17 protein-coding genes are annotated in these 21,355 nt (G+C 59.6%); 3 read left to right on the top strand and 14 right to left on the bottom strand.

From position 1 onward, the window contains the following. Nucleotides 1–83: 83 nt before the first annotated feature. Genes NUW46_RS18940 through folE form a run of 3 tightly spaced genes read right to left on the bottom strand, consistent with a single transcriptional unit; the run spans nucleotide 84 to nucleotide 1,519 of the window. Nucleotides 84–521 (bottom strand): CoA-binding protein, encoded by a 438-nt coding sequence (locus NUW46_RS18940; RefSeq protein WP_069182293.1) that lies wholly within the window; start codon nucleotides 519–521, stop codon nucleotides 84–86. Between the two features lie 23 nt (nucleotides 522–544). Beyond that, nucleotides 545–919 (bottom strand): dihydroneopterin triphosphate 2'-epimerase, encoded by a 375-nt coding sequence (folX, locus tag NUW46_RS18935; protein WP_064229586.1) that lies wholly within the window; start codon nucleotides 917–919, stop codon nucleotides 545–547. A gap of 24 nt (nucleotides 920–943) precedes the next feature. Next, the gene (gene folE / locus NUW46_RS18930) at nucleotides 944–1,519 is read right to left on the bottom strand and encodes a GTP cyclohydrolase I FolE (RefSeq protein WP_227514428.1); all 576 of its coding nucleotides are present in this window, start codon (nucleotides 1,517–1,519) and stop codon (nucleotides 944–946) included. 189 nt (nucleotides 1,520–1,708) lie between these two features. Between folE and NUW46_RS18925 the strand changes: the two genes are divergently transcribed. Beyond that, the gene (locus tag NUW46_RS18925) at nucleotides 1,709–2,629 is read left to right on the top strand and encodes an alpha/beta fold hydrolase (protein WP_222465642.1); all 921 of its coding nucleotides are present in this window, start codon (nucleotides 1,709–1,711) and stop codon (nucleotides 2,627–2,629) included. 24 nt (nucleotides 2,630–2,653) lie between these two features. Here the strand turns inward: NUW46_RS18925 and NUW46_RS18920 are convergent, their stop codons facing one another. Next, nucleotides 2,654–3,721, bottom strand: coding sequence for a sensor domain-containing diguanylate cyclase (locus NUW46_RS18920; RefSeq protein WP_069182291.1), 1,068 nt, complete (start codon nucleotides 3,719–3,721; stop codon nucleotides 2,654–2,656). 195 nt (nucleotides 3,722–3,916) lie between these two features. On the opposite strand from NUW46_RS18920, the gene NUW46_RS18915 reads away from it, so the two are divergent. Both NUW46_RS18915 and NUW46_RS18910 read left to right on the top strand, forming a co-directional pair. Next, nucleotides 3,917–4,999: a patatin-like phospholipase family protein gene (locus NUW46_RS18915; protein ID WP_153634096.1), complete on the top strand. Its 1,083-nt coding sequence runs from the start codon at nucleotides 3,917–3,919 to the stop codon at nucleotides 4,997–4,999. Nucleotides 5,000–5,062: 63 nt separating this feature from the next. Continuing rightward, on the top strand, nucleotides 5,063–5,311 hold the full coding sequence (locus tag NUW46_RS18910; protein WP_153634095.1) for a CDGSH iron-sulfur domain-containing protein: 249 nt from the start codon (nucleotides 5,063–5,065) through the stop codon (nucleotides 5,309–5,311). Here the strand turns inward: NUW46_RS18910 and NUW46_RS18905 are convergent. The 10 genes from NUW46_RS18905 to NUW46_RS18860 form a co-directional block, all read right to left on the bottom strand. Further along, nucleotides 5,308–6,315: a PAS domain-containing protein gene (locus NUW46_RS18905; RefSeq protein ID WP_418140949.1), complete on the bottom strand. Its 1,008-nt coding sequence runs from the start codon at nucleotides 6,313–6,315 to the stop codon at nucleotides 5,308–5,310. The two genes, NUW46_RS18910 and NUW46_RS18905, sit on opposite strands and share 4 nt — an antisense overlap. Nucleotides 6,316–6,406: 91 nt before the next feature. After that, a complete protein-coding gene (locus tag NUW46_RS18900; protein ID WP_069182287.1) occupies nucleotides 6,407–7,219 on the bottom strand; it encodes a metal ABC transporter permease in 813 nt (270 codons plus the stop codon). Next, complete coding sequence (gene znuC, locus NUW46_RS18895; RefSeq protein ID WP_153634093.1) at nucleotides 7,206–8,003, bottom strand: zinc ABC transporter ATP-binding protein ZnuC; 798 nt, start codon at nucleotides 8,001–8,003, stop codon at nucleotides 7,206–7,208. Before znuC ends, NUW46_RS18900 begins: the two co-directional genes overlap by 14 nt. Further along, a complete protein-coding gene (locus NUW46_RS18890; protein ID WP_305966310.1) occupies nucleotides 7,996–8,487 on the bottom strand; it encodes a Fur family transcriptional regulator in 492 nt (163 codons plus the stop codon). The genes znuC and NUW46_RS18890 overlap by 8 nt, the downstream gene beginning before the upstream one ends. Before the next feature lie 80 nt (nucleotides 8,488–8,567). Further along, nucleotides 8,568–9,029, bottom strand: coding sequence for a chemotaxis protein CheW (locus NUW46_RS18885; protein WP_069182284.1), 462 nt, complete (start codon nucleotides 9,027–9,029; stop codon nucleotides 8,568–8,570). Between the two features lie 11 nt (nucleotides 9,030–9,040). Further along, a complete protein-coding gene (locus NUW46_RS18880) occupies nucleotides 9,041–10,093 on the bottom strand; it encodes a chemotaxis protein CheB (RefSeq protein ID WP_209399489.1) in 1,053 nt (350 codons plus the stop codon). Next, a complete protein-coding gene (locus NUW46_RS18875) occupies nucleotides 10,093–17,688 on the bottom strand; it encodes an Hpt domain-containing protein (RefSeq protein WP_418140948.1) in 7,596 nt (2,531 codons plus the stop codon). Before NUW46_RS18875 ends, NUW46_RS18880 begins: the two co-directional genes overlap by 1 nt. Nucleotides 17,689–17,699: 11 nt before the next feature. Continuing rightward, on the bottom strand, nucleotides 17,700–18,599 hold the full coding sequence (locus NUW46_RS18870; protein ID WP_069182281.1) for a CheR family methyltransferase: 900 nt from the start codon (nucleotides 18,597–18,599) through the stop codon (nucleotides 17,700–17,702). A 27-nt stretch (nucleotides 18,600–18,626) separates the two neighbouring features. Continuing rightward, nucleotides 18,627–20,702: a methyl-accepting chemotaxis protein gene (locus NUW46_RS18865; RefSeq protein WP_069182280.1), complete on the bottom strand. Its 2,076-nt coding sequence runs from the start codon at nucleotides 20,700–20,702 to the stop codon at nucleotides 18,627–18,629. A 91-nt stretch (nucleotides 20,703–20,793) separates the two neighbouring features. After that, nucleotides 20,794–21,339 carry a chemotaxis protein CheW gene (locus NUW46_RS18860; protein ID WP_069182279.1) on the bottom strand — a complete coding sequence of 182 codons (546 nt, stop codon included), beginning with the start codon at nucleotides 21,337–21,339 and terminating at the stop codon, nucleotides 20,794–20,796. Nucleotides 21,340–21,355 lie beyond the last annotated feature (16 nt).

Genomic DNA, 21,355 nt, shown 5'->3' with positions numbered 1-21,355 from the left:
TGTCCGGTGATTATGTCAGACCTGACAGACCGGTTACAGAAGAGTGCCGGAAGTGTGACGTAGTTCCTGATTCAGATCAGGTTTCAGGGCTGTTCGGCAACCCTGCGAATACCCAGACGGGGGATTTCCTGCTTCGGGCAGCGATCCATCACAACCTTCAGCCCCGCAGCCTCTGCCCGGGCTGCACCCTCGTCATTGATCACACCAATCTGCAGCCACACCACCGGGATGTTGAGTTCGATGGCCTGGTCGATGACGGCGTCGGTGCGTTCCGGTGCCAGGAAAAGATCAACCATGTCTACAGGTTCCGGCAGACCGTGAAGGTCGGCGTACACGGTTTCACCGAGTAGCGTCTTGCCTGCCAGACGGGGATTCACCGGGAGGATCCGGTAACCCTGGTTCTGAAGGAACTCCATAACTTCGTGAGAGGGGCGGCTGGTCTTCTCACTGGCGCCCACCAGGGCAATGGTTTTGACCGTCGTCAGGATGTCGCGAATCTGGTCCGGGGTGTTGCTGGGCATGTTGCTGGCAGAGCCTCTTTGAATTAACGGTGTGCCTGAAGACATACAGACACGGACTCCGCGTAGCGTAGCGCGTGAGGCTTGTCGATTTCCACTTCGGCCCACTGCACCGCCTCATGCTCCATAACGATGGTCAGAACCTCGTGGGTCAGGCGTTCGAGCAGGGCAAACCGGTTGCCATCCACATGATGGATGATCTGCTTGGTGATGGTGCGATAGTTCAGGGCGGCCGAGATTTCGTTCCGATTCACCGCCTCAGAGGCATCGTACGTCAGCGCAACGTTGATCAATACGTCCTGCTGATTGTTGATTTCCTCTTCCTTGATGCCGATGTAGGCTCTCAAAAGAAGATCCTTGATGCGGACCTTTGCGAGATGATTCCCGTGAACGTCTGTCATGCGGCCTCCCAGTGGTCAGGTGCTTCAGCGGTTGTTACTGATCAGGGTCAGAAACTCGGTGCGAGTTGCCTGGGATTTACGGAACTGCCCCAGCATCATCGACGTCTTCATGCGGGAATTCTGTTTCTCCACGCCCCTCATCATCATGCACATGTGCTGTGCCTCGATAACCACCGCCACACCCTTCGCGCCGGTTACGCTCTCGACGGCTTCGGCAATCTGCCGGGTCAGGTTTTCCTGGATCTGCAGGCGACGGGCGTACATATCGACGATGCGGGCGAATTTGGAAAGTCCCAGCACCTTGCCAGCGGGCAGGTAGGCGATGTGACACTTACCGATGAACGGCAACATGTGGTGCTCGCACATGCTGTACAACTCGATGTCCTGTACTACGACCATTTCGTCCATGGCCGACTCGAATACCGCATCGTTCACCAGGTCGCCCAGATCCTGATTGTAACCGCAGGTGAGGAACTGCATGGCCTTGGCGGCGCGCATTGGAGTGTCTTGCAGACCCTCGCGGTCCGGGTCTTCGCCCAGGCCATCAATAATGGCACGAAAGTGTCCGGAGAGGTCGTCAAGGAGTTTGCTCATAGTCATTTCCGGTTAGCAGTGTCTTACGAGGGCCAAAGCTTAAGGCAATTTGCCCACCATCTCTACGTTTACGACGTCATTGCAGGAAAAGACCACTCTGGCTGACCCGCCCGGCGGTCTGGGCAGTACGGCTATGGCAGAGGGGGCTGCTTTGTTCTACAGTTTCAGGCTGTAAATGTTCGCCGGGGACAATACATGGAAGAGGTGATGCCCACCGTCGGTGGGGGTTCCGCCGCAGCGCGCGTGGAAGGCACCCTTGAAGGGTGGCAACAGGGAGGTAAGTGGTTCAGTTTCGAGGGACATGCCATTTTCAGTCGGATGGCGGGCTCAGGGGAACCGCTGGTGCTGATCCATGGCTTTCCTACCGCCAGCTGGGACTGGAACCGTGTCTGGCCGATGCTGGTCCAGCACAACAACGTTTTGACGCTGGACATGCTGGGCTTCGGCTTTTCGGACAAGCCCTCCAACTACGACTACAGCATTGAAGACCAGGCCGATCTGTTCCAGGGCTGGATCGAGGGGCTTGGCCTGCCGTCGGTGCATCTGCTGGTTCACGATTACGGTTGCAGTGTGGCCCAGGAGCTATTGGCGCGGGAGCAGGAAGACGGACTGCCTTTCCGGATTGCCAGTGTCTGCTTTCTCAATGGTGCCCTTTTCCCGGAAGTTCATAATCCGTTGCTGATTCAGAAGCTATTGAGAAGCCCCTTTGGCGGCTTGATCAGCCGTGGTCTGACCCGGCGCAGTTTCGAACGCAACTTTCGCCGCCTGTTCGGCAGCCAGAATCCGCCGGATCGTCAGGACATGGAAGACTTCTGGCACCTGCTGACCTACAACAATGGTCGGGGCATCCTGCACCAGCTGATACAGTTCATGGAGGAACGTCGATGTCATCGGAATCGTTGGGTTGGCGCTCTGCAGAAGGCGACGCAACCGATGCGGCTGATCTCAGGTACGGCCGACCCCGTCTCTGGCGCCGGCATGGCGCGTCGGTATCGCGAACTGATACCGGAGGGCGATGTGGTCACCCTGAGGAACATCGGGCATTACCCTCATTTTGAGTGCCCCTGGGAGGTTTTCAGCGCCTACCGGGAATTTCGTAAACGCTGCGATCAGTAAAGGCGAAACGGTAGGTGCCGTGCTTCAGCCCGACGCTGAATCGGGCATGTCCTCGGCGCCCCGACCCACAACCGGAAGCGGTCGAGCGGCATTGACTACCTGGTTGCGACCCCGGGATTTCGCTTCGTAAAGGGCCTGATCAGCCCGGTTCAGCCAGATCGACCAGGTCTCGCCCTTGCTGACTTCAGCGACACTGGCACTGGCAGTCACCTTGATATCGTCAAGGAATGGCCGGGCACTGATGCTGGTCAGAAGCTGGTGGGCCAGGGCATCTGCGTCTTTCTGCCGGGTTTCCGGTAGCACGATCATGAATTCCTCGCCCCCGATCCGGAACAGCTGATCGCTTTCCCGAAGTCGTTTGCGCAAACGCAGAGCCATTTCGGTGAGAACCTTGTCACCGGCCAGGTGGCCCCACTGATCGTTGATGGTCTTGAAGTAATCCAGATCCAGCAAAATCAGGCTTGATACCCGCTCATACCGTTCCCGCATCTGAATCTGGCCGTTGAGAATATCGGCAAGTTGCGACCGGTTCAGGCAGCCGGTCAATGGGTCGGTGGTGGCCAGTCGTGTGAGTTCTTGCTGAAGTTTGCCCACCAGAAACGCAAAAATCATGGCAAACAGGCAAGTCAGGCCGAGGGAGAAGGTGATTCTCCAAAAGTCGGCTTCGGGAAAGCGGAGGAACGACACGACCGCCATGACAACCACAAAGACGATGTTACTGCCGATGGCTTCCCTCAGCGGCAGCAGGAAAAACAGGGCCGTAGCGGCAGGATAGGCCCAGTAAAGGCCAGCGTGGCCATTTATATGTGTCGAATAGGCGGCACTAACCACCGCGAGCAGAGGGAATAATCGGCCTTTGAGGAAATAGGTGCCGCGCAACCGCAGAAACGCGATCACCAGAAGGGCATTGACGCAAAAAAGCACCAGTACGGAAGACAGCAGGTAGTGGGATTGCTGCCATTGCACCATTACCAGCGGCGCTACCGCGATGAACGCCCAGAAGTGCAGGTGGTAGACCAGTTGGCGTTTGAAGCCGAGCACCGCGAGCGTCGGATTGCTTGCAAGGGTAGAGGGTGGTACCGAAAAATTCACAGCATACTCCTGCTGTCAGAGTCGTATCCGCCCGCGTCCTGTGTCGGGAGTGTAGTGAAGTCTAGCATGGCCATTGGTTTAATTAAGCAGATAGTGCTGTTTATGACCACCATTAGTTTTGTTCAGTTGGCCGGGCATCGTCCACTTCGCTAAACTCCGCCAGATTACTTCAGGGACACGCCCAGGGATCACCCAATGACTGCTATTCACACCCGAGAACCGGCCTTGACCATCCGGGCCGGTCGTCGCGCGATGCAACGACTCAAGGAAAAGCCGCTGTCACCGGAAGACGTGCACGTGATTCCGGGCGCTGCCGGTGGTCCCAAGGCTCTGGGAATCAGCGGCCTGGATAAAGCTATATTTGGTGACTGGCTGCCGCAGGTTCCACAGGAGCGATCGCTGATCGGCTCGTCGATTGGCAGCTGGCGGTTTGCCGCCGTGGCCTCGTCCGATGACCCGAAAGAGCAGCTTGGTCGGCTGGCTGAACTCTATACCGCCCAGCGGTTTGCCAAGGGCGTCAGCAGTGCTGAAGTAAGCCGCAAGAGCGTGCTGTTCCTGGAAGAATTACTGGGTGGCCGGGAAGACGCCATTCTGAATCACCCCTGGTACCGGCTGAACGTTGTGGTGGTTCGCAGTCTTGGCATGCTGGCGGAGGATGCGCGAGGCCGCCTGGGGCTGGGCCTCATGGGTGCGATCAGCGCCAACATGGTCAGTCGCCGGCATCTGGGGCGTTTCATGGAGCGGGGCATCATCCACGACGCCCGTCTGAAAACGCCCGTGGCGAAGCTGGTGGATTTCCCCAGCCACGAGGTCGCCTTTACCCGGGAGAACCTGCTGCCGGCCCTCCTGGCTTCTGCGTCTATCCCCCTGGTGATGTCCGGTGTCCGCAACATACCCGGTGCTCCAGAAGGCATCTATCGTGACGGTGGGCTTCTGGATTATCACTTGGATCTGCCCTACCAGCAGCCGGGCATCGTGCTATACCCACACTTCACCGACAAGGTGGTGCCCGGCTGGTTCGATAAGTCCTTGCCCTGGCGGCGGGGTGACGCCACCCGGTTGCAGGATGTACTGTTGATTGCACCGTCAAAGGAGTATCTGGAATCCCTGCCTGACCGCAAACTACCGGACCGTAAGGATTTTGAGCGCTATGTGGGTGATGATGCTGGCCGAGAACGGGCCTGGCGGGCGGCGATCGCGGAAAGTGACCGTCTGGGCGACGAGTTTATGGAGCTTATCGAGACCGGGCGCCTTGCGGATATCGTCAGGCCGCTCTGAGCGCAGTGTTTCTCCATGAGTGGCTATACTGGTTGACTACAGTCATGACTCGAGGAACAGATTATGTCCGATGAGAAACCGTTGATCGCCAGTAAGACGCCTTACTCCGTCATGGTAGAGGCAGGAAAGAACTACCTCTGGTGTGCCTGTGGCCGCAGTAACAGCCAGCCATTCTGTGACGGTTCCCACAAGGGTACCGGTATAACGCCGGTCAAGTATGAGGCGGAAAAGAAAGAGTGGGTCTGGTTCTGCGGATGCAAGCAAACAGGCAATGCCCCCCTGTGCGACGGCACCCACAAGACCCTCGATTAGTGGGTCATACGTTGCAGGGTACTTATCCGGAAACCTGACAGTCCGTGGACCGGATCTTTCAAAGCCCGGACCCTGAGCACGACTGGCACCTCTGCTTCCTGGTCCCGGTGAAGGAGAGGAAGATCAATCCGCTCAATGGAGCTGTCACTGCGAGCGGCCGCGAGGGCCCGCCTGAAATTGTCTTGAAAGGCCGGCGCAACCAGTTCTTCCAGTGGCTGTCCCACCAGGTCAGCGGGCGCTCGATCCAGAAGTTCGGCGATTTGCGTTGAAACAAAGCCGATTCTGCCATTTTCATCCAGTTCCCAGATCACGGCCCCAGACAGGGCTACCAGATCGCGACTTCGCTGTTCACTGTCATTCAGTGCCTGGCGCAATATCGACTTCTCGACCTGAAAGTTGGCGATCTGATGGTCAGCGCCGATTTCCCTCTGTTCCAGGCCACGGATATGGAGCGCCTGAAGATGAAGCCGGCGGTTGAGTAGTAGAGCAAGCGAGGCAGCAAACAGGGACAGAGCGAAACCTGCGAGCCAGACGGTCTGCGAGGCAGCCCGGGCGACGTCTTCCAGGCCTTTGGGTGAGGGCACGGTGGTGAGTATCCAGTGATGGTCCAGCGGTGACACTTCGGTGCGCAATGCCCGTGTAGGGTCCACCGAACCGTTGGCTCGTATCTCCAGCAGTGGCGTCTTGGTGTGTCGTTCGAGGGTATCGATACGCAGGCCGAGGGAATCAGGCAGGGTGTCGCTGAACAGAGCCTGGAGCCAGGCCGAGACCGGTTGGCTGCTGTCGCCCGCGCCCGGACGATTCGGCACGTTGGCCAGCAGGTGATTGACCAGGGCCTGATGCTGGGCGTAGTAGCGCGCTTCAGCCAGGGCCATGGCCCGCCGTCCTTCGATATTTGCCGTGATTCCGGTTACCAGCAGCCCGGCTGCGACCAGAAGCAGTGGGATCCAGACCCCTGGCCAAAGTACCGGTCTGCGGAACCGGCCTGGAACTGAGCTTTCCATGCTGGGCGTCCTGTGCGGCGAGGCCATTACCTGTGGGTCAGGCCGTCTGTACCCCTATACTCTAGTCCAGCTCGTGAATAGAGGGAAATGCTCAACTGCGGACTTTTCCGGCAGCACCGTAAACCAGCAGGAAAACGGCAAAAGCGGTCACCACAACGGACGGGCCAGCAGGCGTGTCCAGATGCCATGACAGGCTCAGGCCTCCGCTTACCGCAACAAAGCCGAAACCGATTGCCATGGCCACCATGATCTCCGGATTGTGGGCCAGGCGCCGGGCGGTGGCCGCGGGAATGATGAGCAGGGCGGTAATCAGCAGCACGCCGACGATTTTCATGGCCACCGCGATCACCAGAGAGAACATCAGCATCAGAACCAGACGGAGGCGTTCGACGGCAACGCCTTCCACCCGGGCCAGCTCCTCGTGAATCGTGCTCATCAGCAATCCGCGCCAGAGTACCGACAACAGGAACAGGATCAGTGCCGCGCCGCCATAGATCCACAACAGGTCCTCGCGACTCATGGCTAGCAGATCGCCGAACAGCAGACCGGTCAGGTCGACGCGAACATCCGGCATGAAGCTCAGGGTCACCAGGCCGATGGCCAGGGCACTGTGGGCGAGAATCCCGAGCAGCGTATCCGTTGCCAGGGCTCTCGTTCGGGATAACAACACCAGGGCCATGGCCAGGACCACGCAGGTTATGATCACACCAAGGTTCAGCGGCACGCTGATCAGAAAGCTCAGGGCAATGCCCAGCAGCGCCGAATGTGCCAGGGTATCGCCAAAATAGGCCATGCGACGCCAGACCACGAAACAGCCCAGGGGGCCCGCCACGAGGGCAACGCCGAGGCCGCCAATCAAGGCACGCCAGAAGAAATCGTCCAGAACGGCATTAATGATGGGCATGATTACATTCCGTGTGTCCGCCGTGTCCGGAGGAGGCGTTCTGAGACTCGCTGTCCACCACGTTCCCGTGTAGATCATGACTGTGGTTGTGGTGATGGTGGTAAACCGCCAGGGATTCTGCCACCGGGCGGCCAAATGTCTCGATGAACGCCGGGTCATGGGAAATGTCTTCGGGATAACCGCTGCAGCAGACATGCTGGTTCAGACAGATAACCTTGTCCGTGGCTGCCATCACCAGGTGCAGGTCGTGGGAGATCATGATCACACCGCAGTTCAGGTCGTCCCGAAGCTGGCGAATGAGTTCATACAGCGACGCCTGGCCATTGATATCGACCCCCTGGGCAGGTTCATCGAGCACAAGAAGATCCGGTTTTCGGGCCAGGGCCCTGGCCAGTAACAGCCGCTGTTTTTCACCACCGGACAAATGGTGTACCGAGGCGTGCAGCAGGTGGCCAACACCGGTGCGGGCAAGCGCGGTCTGACATTCGCCGAGCGACCGGCCGCTGAGCAGCATGAAACGTTTGACGCTGAGGGGAAGCGTGGCCTCGAGAGTCAGATGCTGGGGAACGTAGCCGATGACCAGGTTCTTCTTGATCGACACCTGTCCTGAGGACACCTTCTGAATGCCCAGGACTGCCTTGATCAGCGTGGTTTTGCCGGCACCGTTGGGCCCGATAATGGTGATGATATCGCCTCGATGGATCTTGAGGTTGACCCGGTCGACCACGGGCCGTGAGTCGAACTGGACGGTGAGATTCTCAAGGCTGACCAGAGGTTCACTCATGCTCCGGCTCCGCCTGGCAACCGGGGCAAAGCCCGGCTATCTCGAGGGTAGTGTTCTCGGCCAGGAAGCCCTGGCCGGAGGCGGCCTTGCGAACTTCTGTTGACACCTCGGGAGCGGTCAGTTCGAGAACATTGCCGCAGGCCCGACAGATCAGAAACATGCCGGTGTGGCTTTCACCCGCGTGGGTACAGCCGATAAAAGCGTTGAGCGACGCGATGCGGTGCACAAGCCCATGCTGCTGAAGGAAATCCAGTGCGCGGTATACGGTAGGCGGAGCAGCGTTATGACCATCGGAAGAAAGCTCGGCCAGCACATCGTAGGCGCCCAGCGGCTTGTGGGACTGCCAGATCAGTTCCAGCACCCGTTCCCGAATCGGGGTCAGACGGGCATTCTGACGCTGGCAAATGGCCCGTGCGTCAGTCAGGGCCTGGCTGACACAGGCGTCGTGGTTGTGTGGCCGATAGGGAATGGCTCGGGCGGACATGGTCAAAATCCTGCAAAATTTGAAACATTATAACATTTGCAGGGATGTCTGCCATGCCCGGCAGCAGAACGGATAACCGGTTAGTGTCTGGACTTCAGTACCAGGGATTCGAGATATTCCAGGTTCGGGATCCAGGCGTTCTCACCCTCTACCTCAACCAGCATCAGATCTGCCGGGCCTGGCTCACCCTCCAGTTTCCTGACCTGTTCCTCGCTCAAACGGGCCTGGCTGGGAATGCCCTGGGTTACCAGGGCCATAAAGGGAATTTCCTTGTGATGGTCTCCGATGGTGTTGAGCACAACAATCCGGCCACGGTTGTCACCAGGGACGGTGAGCACGCCGCCGTTGGCCGCATCGTAGGAAATCACCGGGAGCTGGAGGCCCCGCCAGTCCAGGTAGCCAACCAGCCATTCGGGTGTGTTGGCGCCCGCGTCAGAGCTGGCGTAGTCGACCACTTCCGCAATCGAGACGTTTGGCAGCAACAGTTGCCGTCCGCTCATGGGAATCATGACGCAGGAGAGGGATTGGCTGTTGTCATTCATTGCTTGTTACCTCAGGCGGAGTCCCGTTTCTGCCTGCTCTTGAGCAGGCAGGATTCTTCAATGGTTTTAACCAGTTCCCGGGCCAGCTGCTCCGGGGTGCCGCAAAAACCGGCACAACCGGTTGCGGCCACGGATTCGGGCATGGAGCTGTTGCCGCAGCTTGTGCTCTCCTGCACCCAGATCCGGCTACCGTAAGCTTTCAGTAACGGCGCCGCAATGGCGCCATCATTACCCATGCCGGAAAAAAGAATAGCATGGCAGCGCTGGCCGTAATGATCAGCGACGTTCAGCAAAACCTGATCAATAGAGGGCCCGTAGGGACCTGGCCAGGCGGTGCTGGTTTCCGTCAGGGTACCCTGTTCACTCACTTTCCACTCGTGCTCCACCGGCATCAGCACGACGTCACCATTCTTGACCTGGTAGCCCTCTTCCGCCCGCTTGAGCTGATAGTGGGCGTGACGCCCGAGCACCCGGGTCAGAACCTCGGTAAAGTTGCCATCAATGTGCTGGGCATAGATAAAGCCAACGGGCAGATTCGGAGGCAGGTGATCCAGAAACGTCTTGACCGCCGCGGGCCCGCCCAGCGAGGCGCCGAGAATCCAGACTTCCTCAGCGACCGATCCGGGGGCAGCCGGAGGAATCCAGTGTGGCAGGTCCGGTGATGGAGTCGCCGCCGGCGTGTCCTGCTCCAGCTCTGCCAGTGTGGCTTCCGAATCCAGCTCTTCCAGGTGCCCCAGTTGCTGTTCCAGCTTGCCCAGCAACCGTCGCTCCCACCGGAAGTACTCTGTACTCCCGGGCTTGGGTGCTTCGTCCAGCCCGAACAGCACCGGCGCTTCCGTGTTTTCAAGCAGGTGATCGAACAGTAACGGGTGGTCGGCCTCGTCCTCCAGGGTTACCAGCCAGAGGCTGGCATCGGGAAACTCGGGATAACCCAGCAACCGGTCCGGATCCCCGGAAAAGCGCACCTCGAGACCGAACTTGGATGTGGCGGCCTGCAGCCGATGACGCTGCAGGACCACATCCGAGACGATCCCGACCTTTGGCCGGCCACATTGGCCGGTCATCACTGCCTTCCGGTCAGCCGCTCAATGGTCTCAAGCAGCTCGGTTTCCTGGAACGGCTTGCCGAGATACTCGTTGACACCAATGGCCAGCGCACGTTCGCGGTGTTTCTCGCCGGTCCGGGAGGTGATCATGCAGATCGGTGTTTCACGCAGGTTATCGTCGTGGCGAACAAAGCTGGCAACTTCGAAACCGTCCATCCGCGGCATCTCGATATCCAGCAGTATAATGTCCGGTTTGTGGTCCTGCAGCTGTGCCACCGCATCGAGCCCGTCTTTCGCGGTGATGACTTCCATGCCGTTTCGCTCCAGCAGCCGCGAGGTGACCTTCCTCACCGTAACCGAGTCGTCCACCACCATGACCACGGTGGCCTGTTCCTCGTACCGGGCGGACTCGCGAGCCTTCTCGAGATTGGCCAGGCGCTGGCGTTCGGACAGGATGTCGGAACGGATCATGGCCGGCAGGTCGAGAATCACAACCACGTTACCGTCACCCAGGATGGTGGCACCGGACACGCCGCGAACGGAGCTGAACTGGGGCCCGAGGGATTTAACAACAATCTCCCGGCTGCCCATCAGGTTGTCCACCTGCAGGGCCATGGGTTGCTCGGCACCGCGCACCAGAATTACCGGCAGCGGCAGAGCCTGTCCCTGCAGCTTCGGATGGTGGTCACTGTTCAGTAGACTGCCCAGGTACTGGAGCCGGTATTCCTGGCCGGCGTATTCATACAGCGGCGCATCCGGCTTGTAATATTCCTCAAGCTCGTAAGTGCTGACCCGGACGATACCCTCAATGGTGTTCAGCGGGATCGCGTAGAAATCCTCGCCCGTGGAAACCATCAAGGCCCGGTTCACAGACACCGTGAACGGCAGGCGCACGGTGAAGGTGGTGCCGCGGCCCACGGCGGAATCGATATCCAGGCTGCCGCCGAGTTGCTTGATTTCACTGGCAACCACGTCCATGCCCACGCCCCGGCCGGAAATCTGGGTGACCTGCTGGGCGGTGGAGAAGCCTGGCTGCAGGATAAACTGCAGGATTTCCCGTTCGGACAGGTCTTCATCTTCGCGCAGCATGCCCTGACGGATGGCCTTGTCGCGGATCACCGAAGAGGGAATACCGGCGCCATCATCGATCATGCGCAGGACCACATCGCCGCCTTCACGGGTCAGTGACAGGGTCACCTCGCCGGTCTCCGGCTTGCCCGCTTTCTTCCGGTCGGCCGGGCTCTCGATACCATGGTCCAGGGCGTTCCGGAGCATGTGTTCCAGGGGCGCGATCATGCGCTCGAGGATGTTCCGGTCCATCTCGCCTTCGGCGTTGCGGACATCGAAATCCACCTTCTTGCCCAGCTCGCCGCTGATCTGGCGAACAATGCGGCGCAGACGTGGCACCATGGAGGCAAACGGAATCATCCGGGTCTTCATCAGACCTTCCTGGAGTTCCGTGTTGATCCGGGACTGCTGTACCAGCAGGGTTTCAGTGTCGCGAACCCGGTCAGACAGGGTCTCACGAAGATCGGCCAGATCCGACGAGGATTCAGTCAATGCGCGGGACAGCTGCTGGATGGACGAGTAACGGTCCATTTCCAGCGGGTCGAAGTCGTCACCGTAATCCGGACCGTGTTCTTTCTCGGCACTGAACAGGATCTGCGCTTCGGTCTCGATTTCCATCCGGCGCAGCTGCTCACGCAGACGTTCGATGGTGGCGGCCATTTCGTCCAGGGTGTGGCCGAAATCACTGGTTTGCTGCTCCAGTCGGCCACGGGTGATACTGGTTTCACCCGCCAGGTTGACCAGGTCATCCAGCAGCGGTGCGGAGACCCGGATGGTTTCCTGGGCAGCGCGCTGCGCTTCGGCCGCCTGCTTGCGGGCCTTGGCCGGAGATTTTCCGGGCTTCGGCGCCGGTGCCACCGGCTTTTCCGCCTTGGCGGGCGGTGTCGGCTCTTCGGGCCTCTTGGGTTCCGGTGCGACAGGTGCCGGTGTTTCGGCCTTCGCCGGTGCAGGCACGCCCGAGCCGGACTCATAGCCCTTACGGATATCTGCGACCAGGGCAATGATGGCGTCGTGATCTTCGGTGATCGACTGCCACTGTGATTCATCCGGGGCATTGCCGCCCAGATCAATCAAACGGGTTTCAAAGGCGTGTGCCTTGTCGCCAAGCTCGGTCAGCTGGGACAGACGGGCGCCGCCCTTGAGGGTGTGGAGTGCCCGCTGGGCTTCCTGGTTGAAGTTGTGGTTTGCCGGTTCCTTGCGCCAGTCATCAAGCAGCTGCTCGAGCTGATCCATGATTTCGCCGGCCTCCTCCAGAAAGATCTCCAGTACTTCCGGGTCAATGGCCTCCTGCTCGGACTCTTCACGGGGCGCAGCGGTTTCTTCGGCTGCCACCTCGTGGGCGGCCCGGAAGTCTTCAATAAGCCCGGTATCCGGTTCCGGCTTGTTGCCTTCCTCCAGGGTGTTGAGCATGGCCTTGAGGCTGATCAGGGCGCGATCACTGAGGCTTAGCAGCGTCTTCTGGTTGTTGGAACCGGAAATCAGTGGGTCGAGAGCGTCTGACCAGGCCTCCGCCAGGTTGGCAATCGGATCAACGTCGGAAAGCCGTGCGCCGCCCTTGAGGGTGTGCAGTTCCTGCTGCAGCTCGGTCAGGCCGGTCAGTTCTTCCGGCTCGTCGCGCCACTGGTCGAGACATTCGCTGATGGCGTCAAAGATTTCCAGACCTTCGTCCAGGAAGATGCCAATCAGATCGTCGTCACTGGCCTGGGTCAGAGTCTCGCTGAGGCTGGCGGCTTCCGGCACTTCCTCGGCCGGTGATACAGTTTGCTCAGTCTCTGTCGATTGCTCCGGCTCCTCGTCGCGGGCATCTGAAGGCATTTCCTCGCCCCGCAAGATGGACTGGACCCGGGCGACCAGCTCATTGGCCGGCGGGCAGGGCTTCTGGGTAGCCACCTGTTCGACCATCTGCGCCAACCGGTCATGGCAGGCAAACAGCAGGTCGTTCATGGACTCGCTGGCTTCCAGCTGACCTTCCGCAACCTTTTCGAACAGGTCTTCCAGCACATGTGTCAGGTCGCCGATGGCCTCTACTCCGGCCATCCGGGCACCGCCCTTCAGAGTGTGAACATCCCTTTGGAGTTCTGCGGCAATGCTGCGATCCGTGGGATCTTCGGTCCAGGTATGCAGAGCGCTGCCCGTGGAGTTGATCAGATCGTAGGCTTCTTCCAGGAAAATGCCGACCAGCTCAGGATCCAGGTGGGAAAGATCGGTAACGCCTTCCTCCGACCCGGCAGCTTCATCGGTTCCGGCAACATCGGTCTCTTCCGGTTCTTCCACGTCAGGAAGCGGCGCCTGTTCTTCTGCCGTTTCAGCCGGCTCAGATTCTTCATCGGGGCTGGCTACGCTGGTAACCGGGCGCGTTCCGGTGGCGTTGTCCATATAGGCCTGGATTTCAGCGATCAGATCCGGCGCAGGACGCGGAAGCTCCTTGGCTTCCAGGTTTTCGACCATGCCGGCCAGACGATCGTGGCAGCGGAACAGCAAGTCCGAGAGCTCGTCGTTGATCGACAGCCGCTGTTCAGTCAGCCCCTCGAACAGGTTTTCCAGTTCGTGAGAGAGATCGCCGACGGCAGGGATGTCTGCCAGCCGTGCGCCGCCCTTGAGGGTATGCAAGTCCCGCTGAAGCAGGCGCAGGATATCAAGGTTGGCCGTATTCTCGCTCCAGTTCTGGAGCGCTTCGGCGGTGCTGTCGATGAGGTCGCGGGCTTCTTCCAGGAAGATTTCCGCCAGTTCCTCATCCATTTCGTCATCGGATTCAGTGGTTTCCGGGAGCGGCGGTTGCTCTGCGGTTTGGGCGTCTTCACTGGCTGGTGTCTCGGTCTCGTCCATCTCAAGACTGAGATCGATCTCCTCGAGGTCGCCGGTGAATTCCTGGTCGAAGGCGTCCGGTTCCTGATTTTCCGGGATCTGGACCTGCTTCAGGCCTTCGAGGGCGGCGACCATATCCTCGCTGGATTCGGTGGCAAGACCGGCTGCCACCTGGTCCATCATGTTGATCAGCTGTTCATGAGCGGCGCGGACAGTTTCAAAGAAAGTCTGGTCCGGCGCCTGGTCGCGCCGTGCAGCCTCGTCATAGGTTTCCTTCAATGCACCCGAGAGCGCGGCGACTTCGCCGAGACCGGCTTCGGAAGCGCCAGAGGTCAGCTGTTCCAGTTCGGAGCGTAGTGGGTTCAGCGAGGCCATTTCGCCGGGGTTGTCAGCCCAGTGATCCAGGATCCGGTCGGCATCAAGAACAATGTCGAGACCCTCGTTCAGGAACAGCTGGACCAGCTGCGATGGTGCCTGCTCCGGATGCTGGCTTGGCGCCTCCTCGCTGTGGCTGCGGAGCGTTTCCTCCGTCAGTTGATCCAGCTTCCCAAGGAACGCTTCGGTGCCTGGGAGCGAGGCCTGCGGGTTTTCACGAATCTGGGCAAGTCCCTGGGTCAGGAAGTCGCAGGCGGATTCGATCAGTGAGAGGACGTCACGATTGGCACGCTTGTTCTGAGCCCGGGATTCCTTGACGAATCGTTCCAGAGGCGTGATCACCGCTGCGATCGGGCCGATGCCGGCGGTATGTGCGCTGCCCTTGAGCGTGTGCAGGGCCCTGGAAAGATCATCGGTATAGGCAACCGTGGTTTTGTCACCTGCTGCCGACAGGAAGTCCTTCAGTGTTTGCAGGTGGGTCTCGGTTTCGCTTTCAAAAATATCCAGCAATACCGGGTCGACCGCATCTTCGTCTGTGCTCCCGGCCTCTTCCTCAGCCGCTGCGTATTCGCTTTCAGCCATGGCTTCCGAGCCATCGGACTCCGCCACCGGCATCATGCTGGCATCGGGAATTTCGCCGTTGGCCAGGGCGTTGGCACGGGCTTCGAGGTTGGACGTGTCGACCGACGGCGCACGGCGTTTTTCAAAATCTTCGACCAGGGCCGGCAGGTTGGCGGTGACATCTTCCAGCAGGCTGGCAATGTCATCGTTCATGAAAATGCTGCCGTCGATCACGCGGTTCAGCATGTTTTCAACGGACCACGCCAATTCGCCGACAACCAATGCGCCGACCATGCGGCCACTGCCTTTCAGCGTGTGGAAGGCACGGCGAACTTCCGACAGGGCGCTGCGGTCATCGTGCTGACGCAGAAGCATCGGCAGGTATTCGCGGATGGTTTCCAGCACCTCGCCGGCTTCTTCAACAAAAATTTCGAGTATTTCATCGTCAATCAGGTCGTCTTCATCGAAAGACGTTTCAGGTGCGGCCTCGGCGGTGTCGTTTTCCTCGACGGGTGACTCTGTTTCCAGGGTCTCTTCTTGCGCATCGACCGCTGTGTCTTCCACTTCGGCAACTGCCGGTGTTTCGACGGCTTCATCGTCGGTGCGGCGGGTTGTCGCCATGGCCTCGGCGCGGCTGATGAGTGTTTCAACGTCGCCAGCGGTCTGGCCTTCCTTGAACTCACGGATCAGCGAGGGGATGCGGGCATTGACCTCGTCCACCAGGGTAAACATGTCGTCGGTGGGTCGAATGGTCTGGTCAATCACCCGATTCAAGAGGTTTTCAACAGACCATGCCAGTTCGCCAATACTGGTGGCGCCAACCAGTCGGCCGCTTCCCTTAAGCGTGTGGAAGGCACGACGAACCTCGGTCAGCGCTTCACGGTCATCGTGGTTCTGGCGCAGCCGGGGATAGAATTCGTGGATGGTTTCGAGAACTTCTTCGGCTTCCTCAACGAAAATGCCGAGAATCTCATCGTCCAGAAGCTCCGAATCCGAGCTCTTGGTTTCTTCTGGGGCAGCCGTAACGGTGGTTTCCGGTTGCTCTTCAGCCGGTTCAACAACCGGCACGTCCTCTGCGGCAGTTTCGGTCCAGGTGGGCTCTGCGCCGACCGGGAACCCGAGGGATGCGAGGCTGTCCTCGGCAACTCTGAGAATCGAGTCGTTTTCGCCAATACCCTCGGCCAGACGTTCAAGGTAATACTCGATGCTGGTGACGGCATCGGCCAGAATATCCAGCTGTTTCCAGTCCGGAACCTGTTTGCTGCCCAACAACACGTCAGTGATGTAGCGCTCTGCCGAGGCCAGCATGCCGGCAACCCGATCCAGCGGGATCAGGCTGAGGCCGCCGCGAATGCTGTGCAGCAGGCCCGGGACGTGTTCAATTTCCCGGGTATCCCATTGCGAGGCAATGAAATTCACGATGGCGGACTTAACCTGCTCCAGGGTGTTGCGGGATTCGCGGAGCAGCGCGCCACTGGCTTCACCCAGCTCACGTGAGCCAAGGTTCACCGGGGCATCGGAGGCCTCCTCTGTGGACGACTCCTGTTGTCCGTCACTGTCCAGGCCAGCGAGACTGGCTTCGACGTAAAGCAGTGCGCCGGCGATGTCCATCAGGGTGCCGTCATCAACCTGTTCGGACTGGGCGCTCAGGTTTTCTACCAGTTCGACCTGCTCGGTCACCACTTTTCGCGGTATCCCCAGACCCAGCACGGCCAGGGTATTGGCCACCTGGCGCAAACCTGGGAGCAGGTCCTCAAGCTCACTGTTCTGGCGCAGCTCTGAGCGAACAAACAAGTCCAGCTGGTCCTTGAGCTTGGCCAGCTCTTCGTTGAGCGCACCCACCACCGAATGGATGGCGTCCCGGCCCGGACCAGATACCCGGGTTCGGGCGGCATCAACATCGTCTTCCGATGGCAGTGCCTGGTTCAGCTGGTAGGCCTCCCGCAGGGCGCTGACCTGAGGCGAATCCAGATCCCGGGCACGGGCAACGTAATAGAGCAGGTGTTTTAGCAGCGCTTCCGGTACCGGTTGCTGGAGGATATCCGCATGCTCGTCGGTAAGCCGGCGGATTTCACTGTCCAGTTCCCTGAGCAGGGATTTCACTGCTGCGTTCACCGGATTGACGTGTGCCTGCAGTGTTTCCACGAACGCACTGGCCGCTTTCCAGAGCTCACCCCGGGGCGTTTTCTGGCACAAACGGATCAGCCGCTGGATCACCTTCTGCATGTACTCGAAATGGGCATCGAGATCCGCTTCCCGGATGACGCCGGCCAGCGCAAACTGGTACATCTGGCGCAGCTTGCGGATGTGGCCCAGAACGGTGGGGTCTTGCAGGCGCTGCGATACCTTGCCGGTCACTGTGATTCGTGAGGGCGCCAGATCCGGTTTGAACAATGAAGTATCAGACAGCAGGGATTCGCCACGGGCGGCCCGAAGGTCGTTAAGCAGTGGCAGCAGCACCATCGGAAAATCGTCCTGACTGCTGGCCAGATGCTCGAGGTATTGGGGCAGCTGCAGAATGGCCTGCATCAGGACCTCAACCGCCTCGTCGGTATTGGCAACGGTTTCGTTGAGTACGGCCTGGGTGAGCTTTTCCATCTCCTCGGTGAGCAGGGCTGCACCGTAGAGCTCGACCATTTGCAAGGTGCCGTGTACCTGATGGAGATAATTCAGGCAGAAGCGCAGGCGCGCGGTGTCGTCACGATTCTCGACATACGCTTCCAGTGCATGCTGACCCTGGGTCAGCGTGTCCTGTATCTCTCCCCGAACCCAGTCGAGGGCGATGCTGTCATGGTGATTGCCCATAACCACTCCGGTTATTCTTCGTCAGTCTGGCGTTTGATCCACGCCAGCACATGTTCCGAGGGGACTCTCTGTAACCCGGGAGGCTGCCAATCGGTCAGCTCTCCCTGGCCCAGAACCAGCAACCCCCCGGGCGCCAGCCGCTCTGCAAGTCGCTTGACAATCTCCCGCCGGCGCCAGCGACGGAAATAAATCAGCAGATTCTGGCAGAAGATAATGTTCATCCCGTGCATGGGCGCTTTATCAAGATCCAGAACATTCAGTCTGGTAAAGCACACCCTGTCACGGATGCTGTTCACAATTTCTACGGTATTCCGCTCGGCCGGGCGGAAATACCGGGCTTTCATGTCTTCATCCATTCCCAGCAGTTTGCGGGGATTGAACTGACCGTTCCGGGCTTTCTCGATCACCGGCTTGCTGATATCAGAGCCGGTGACACCGAACAGCGGCTGCAACGCCAGCTGGCTCATGCATTCATTCAGCACCATGGCCAGGGTGTATGGTTCCTCTCCGGTGCTACATCCGACACTCCAAGCCTCCAGGGGGCGCTTTTTCAGCTGCTCCCGAGGCCGGGTCAGGACGTAGTCGGAAACCAGCCGGAAGGCGTCGGGGTCGCGGAAAAACCGGGTTTCCTGAACCGTGAGCCGATCGACCAGTGTTGACCATTCCCGGATTGCATCGGGCCCGGATACGATTTTTTCGTAATAGGCCTGATAGCTGCTGCAGCCGATCTCCCGCATCCGGATGCCAAGGTTCGTTTCCAGAAACGAACGGCGTTCCGCGGACAGGGTTATGCCGGTTCGGTGTTCCAGCAGGGTTTGCCACTGGCTGAACTGCGCCTCGTCCATATCCGGGAGTCGGCGCAGTGACCAGATGCCCTCGGCAGGTGACAGGTTGTTATGCATTTGCGCCATAAACCGTCAACAGCCCTGGAACGGAAATCAGCCCACCACCGGAACGTCGCTGTCTTCCTCTTCTTCCTGTTCCGCCACGTCTTCTTCCGGCAGGGTGAAGCCGGCAACGGAAGACCGCAGCTCGGACGCCATTTCTGCCAGGTTACCGATGGACTTCGCGGTCGCATTGGTACCCGAGGAGGTCTGGGACGTGATTTCCTGGATAACGTTCATGGTGTTGGAAATGTGCGCGGCCGACGACGACTGCTGACGCGCGGCGTTGGAGATGTTCTGGATCAGTTCCGCCAGAGACATGGATACGTTCTCGATTTCCTCGAGTGCGATACCCGCGTCCTGGGCCAGACGGGCACCACGGACCACCTCGGCGGTGGTGTGTTCCATGGAGATAACCGCTTCGTTGGTATCCGACTGGATCGTCTTAACCAGCGCTTCAATCTGCTTGGTAGCCGCGGAGGAACGTTCCGCCAGTCGCTGAACTTCGTCCGCAACCACCGCGAAGCCCCGGCCCGCGTCACCGGCCATGGAGGCCTGGATCGCGGCGTTCAGGGACAGGATGTTGGTCTGGTCGGCGATGTCGTTGATCAGGGATACGATGTCACCGATTTCCTGGGAAGACTCACCCAGGCGCTTGATCCGCTTGGACGTTTCCTGGATCTGCTCACGGATGTTGTCCATGCCGCGGATGGTGTTCTGTACCACTTCCGCGCCTTTCTTCGCGATCGCAACCGACCGCTCCGCAACCGCAGAGGATTCGGCAGCGTTCGAGGATACCTGGTCGATGGACACAGCCATCTCGTTAACCGCGGCGGAGGCGCCGGCAATTTCCTGGGCCTGGTGCTCGGAAGCATCGGCAAGGTGCATGGCCGTAGCCTGGGTTTCCTGGGCCGCTGACGCTACCCGTACCGCAGTACCACGAATGGCCTGTACCAATCCGCGCATCTGGTCGATCGCGTAGTTGATGGAGTCGGCGATGGCACCGGTGAAGTCCTCGGTAACCGTGGCCTCGGTGGTCAGGTCACCATCAGCGAGGTCGGCCAGTTCGTCCAGCAGTCGCAGGATCGCGTTCTGGTTCTGCTCGTTCTGCTCCTGGGTGGCAGCCAGTCGGGCCTGGGCTTCGCGGTACAGGGCCAGACCGATGAAGACAACGATCGCCACCATGGCGGCCAGGATGGCGAAGGCCAGGGTCGGGCTGACCAGTCGTGAGCCAGACTGGGTCCGGAAGTTTTCAGCCAGTACCGAGAGTTCGGAAAGGAGGATCTCTGAATTCTGGAAGATGTCGCTGGCGGCAGTACGAACCTTGAAGAGGTCGGGAGAGGCCTCAAGGATCGCGTCTACGTTCTGGGAAACGAACTGGAACAGTTCATCGACCGCTTCGAGGCCGTAGATGGCGTCTTCGTCATTAACCTGAGAGATACCCATCGCCGGGTTGCCGTTCAGCTGGCCCTCGAGCACTCGACCGAACAGGCTTGCGTCGCGACCGAAACGGTCAGCGGCAATAACCGCGTCTTCGTCACCGGAGAGTACGTTGTTGACCGAGCGAACAATCCGCTCCGCCAGCAGCGACTGACGCTGGGCCAGTGCGATCTGTTCGGCAGGCGCGTCATTGTCGAGCAGGATCTGTACGATATCGTCGTACTCAACCTGCAGCTGCGGGATGGTTTCGTTCAGGGTCCGGGCTACCTCGTGCAGGCCGAGTACCGCATCCTGGGTGGAGAGGATGCTGTCGGCGTTTTCCCGCACGGTGTTCCAGTTTTCCTGAACGCCACTCTGCTGGGCCAGTTCACTCGGCGGCAGACCGGTTTCCGGATTACCCTCGGTTACGTTGGTCCAGAGCTGCTGGAATTCGTCACGGGAGCGGCGCAGCTGGTTGAAGGCCTCGGCGGTACCGCCGGCAGCCTCGGTCGCGTTCTTCGCGATCTCCTGAGAGAGTACCCTCAGCTCGGCGGTGTTGGCGATGTACTCCTGATCGTTCTGGCTGTCCTGATTGATAATGAACAGCACGACAACGAGCAGGATGGTGAGTGCGATCAGCGCGGCGATCAGGCCGGCAACCAGCTTGTTGCCTCCCTGTCCCATACTGAGTCTTCCGGCTCTGTTCTTCATTTTCTGGCTCCCGGCCTCTTCAAGAAATTGGCAAGTTTGTTTTTTCGGGTTTCAGGCGGTCAGGGTGATGTTCCTGCCATTGTCACCACCCTTACCACTGTGCGACGTCCAGAAACCGTTCGTCCTCGAGCAGGTCGACGGCCGAAAACACTTTCCAGACTTCCTCGTTGCGTTCATATCCGCCTGAGACAAACGGTTGAACGTTTTCAGGTACGCCCTCGGGCGAATCCTTGAAACTGTCAGTTGCGAAGTACTGCATACCCAGGACACTGTCGACTACCAGCCCGCTGAAAATATCGCCCTGCTCAACAACCAGCACTCGCCGCTCCCGCTGGCTGCGGGAAGAGCGGGGAATATCGAAAAAGCCGGCGAGATCAACCAGAGGCAGGAGGCGGCCACGAACATTGGCGGCGCCAAGCAAAAACGGGCGAACCCCAGGTATGTGGGTGAACCTGGGGACATGTAGGATTTCAGTGACTTCGCCCATGGGGGCAACGTAGCGTTCACCTGCGAGAACAAAACCGATGCCGTTCCAGAGTTCAACGGCTTCCTGTTGCTCCGGCAGGCCGGCAGCCAGAGACCGGCTGCGCTCGGCGATATCCGTCAGAACGGCAAAAGGGGCGGCCTGGGCGGACATGCGTACTCCACGGTTG

Origin of the sequence: Marinobacter sp. MA, from assembly GCF_048298425.1 — a bacterium.
GTDB lineage: Bacteria > Pseudomonadota > Gammaproteobacteria > Pseudomonadales > Oleiphilaceae > Marinobacter > Marinobacter salsuginis.
The sequence above is the reverse complement of the archived record's forward strand: the minus strand, read 5'-3'. Positions and strand labels throughout refer to the sequence as shown.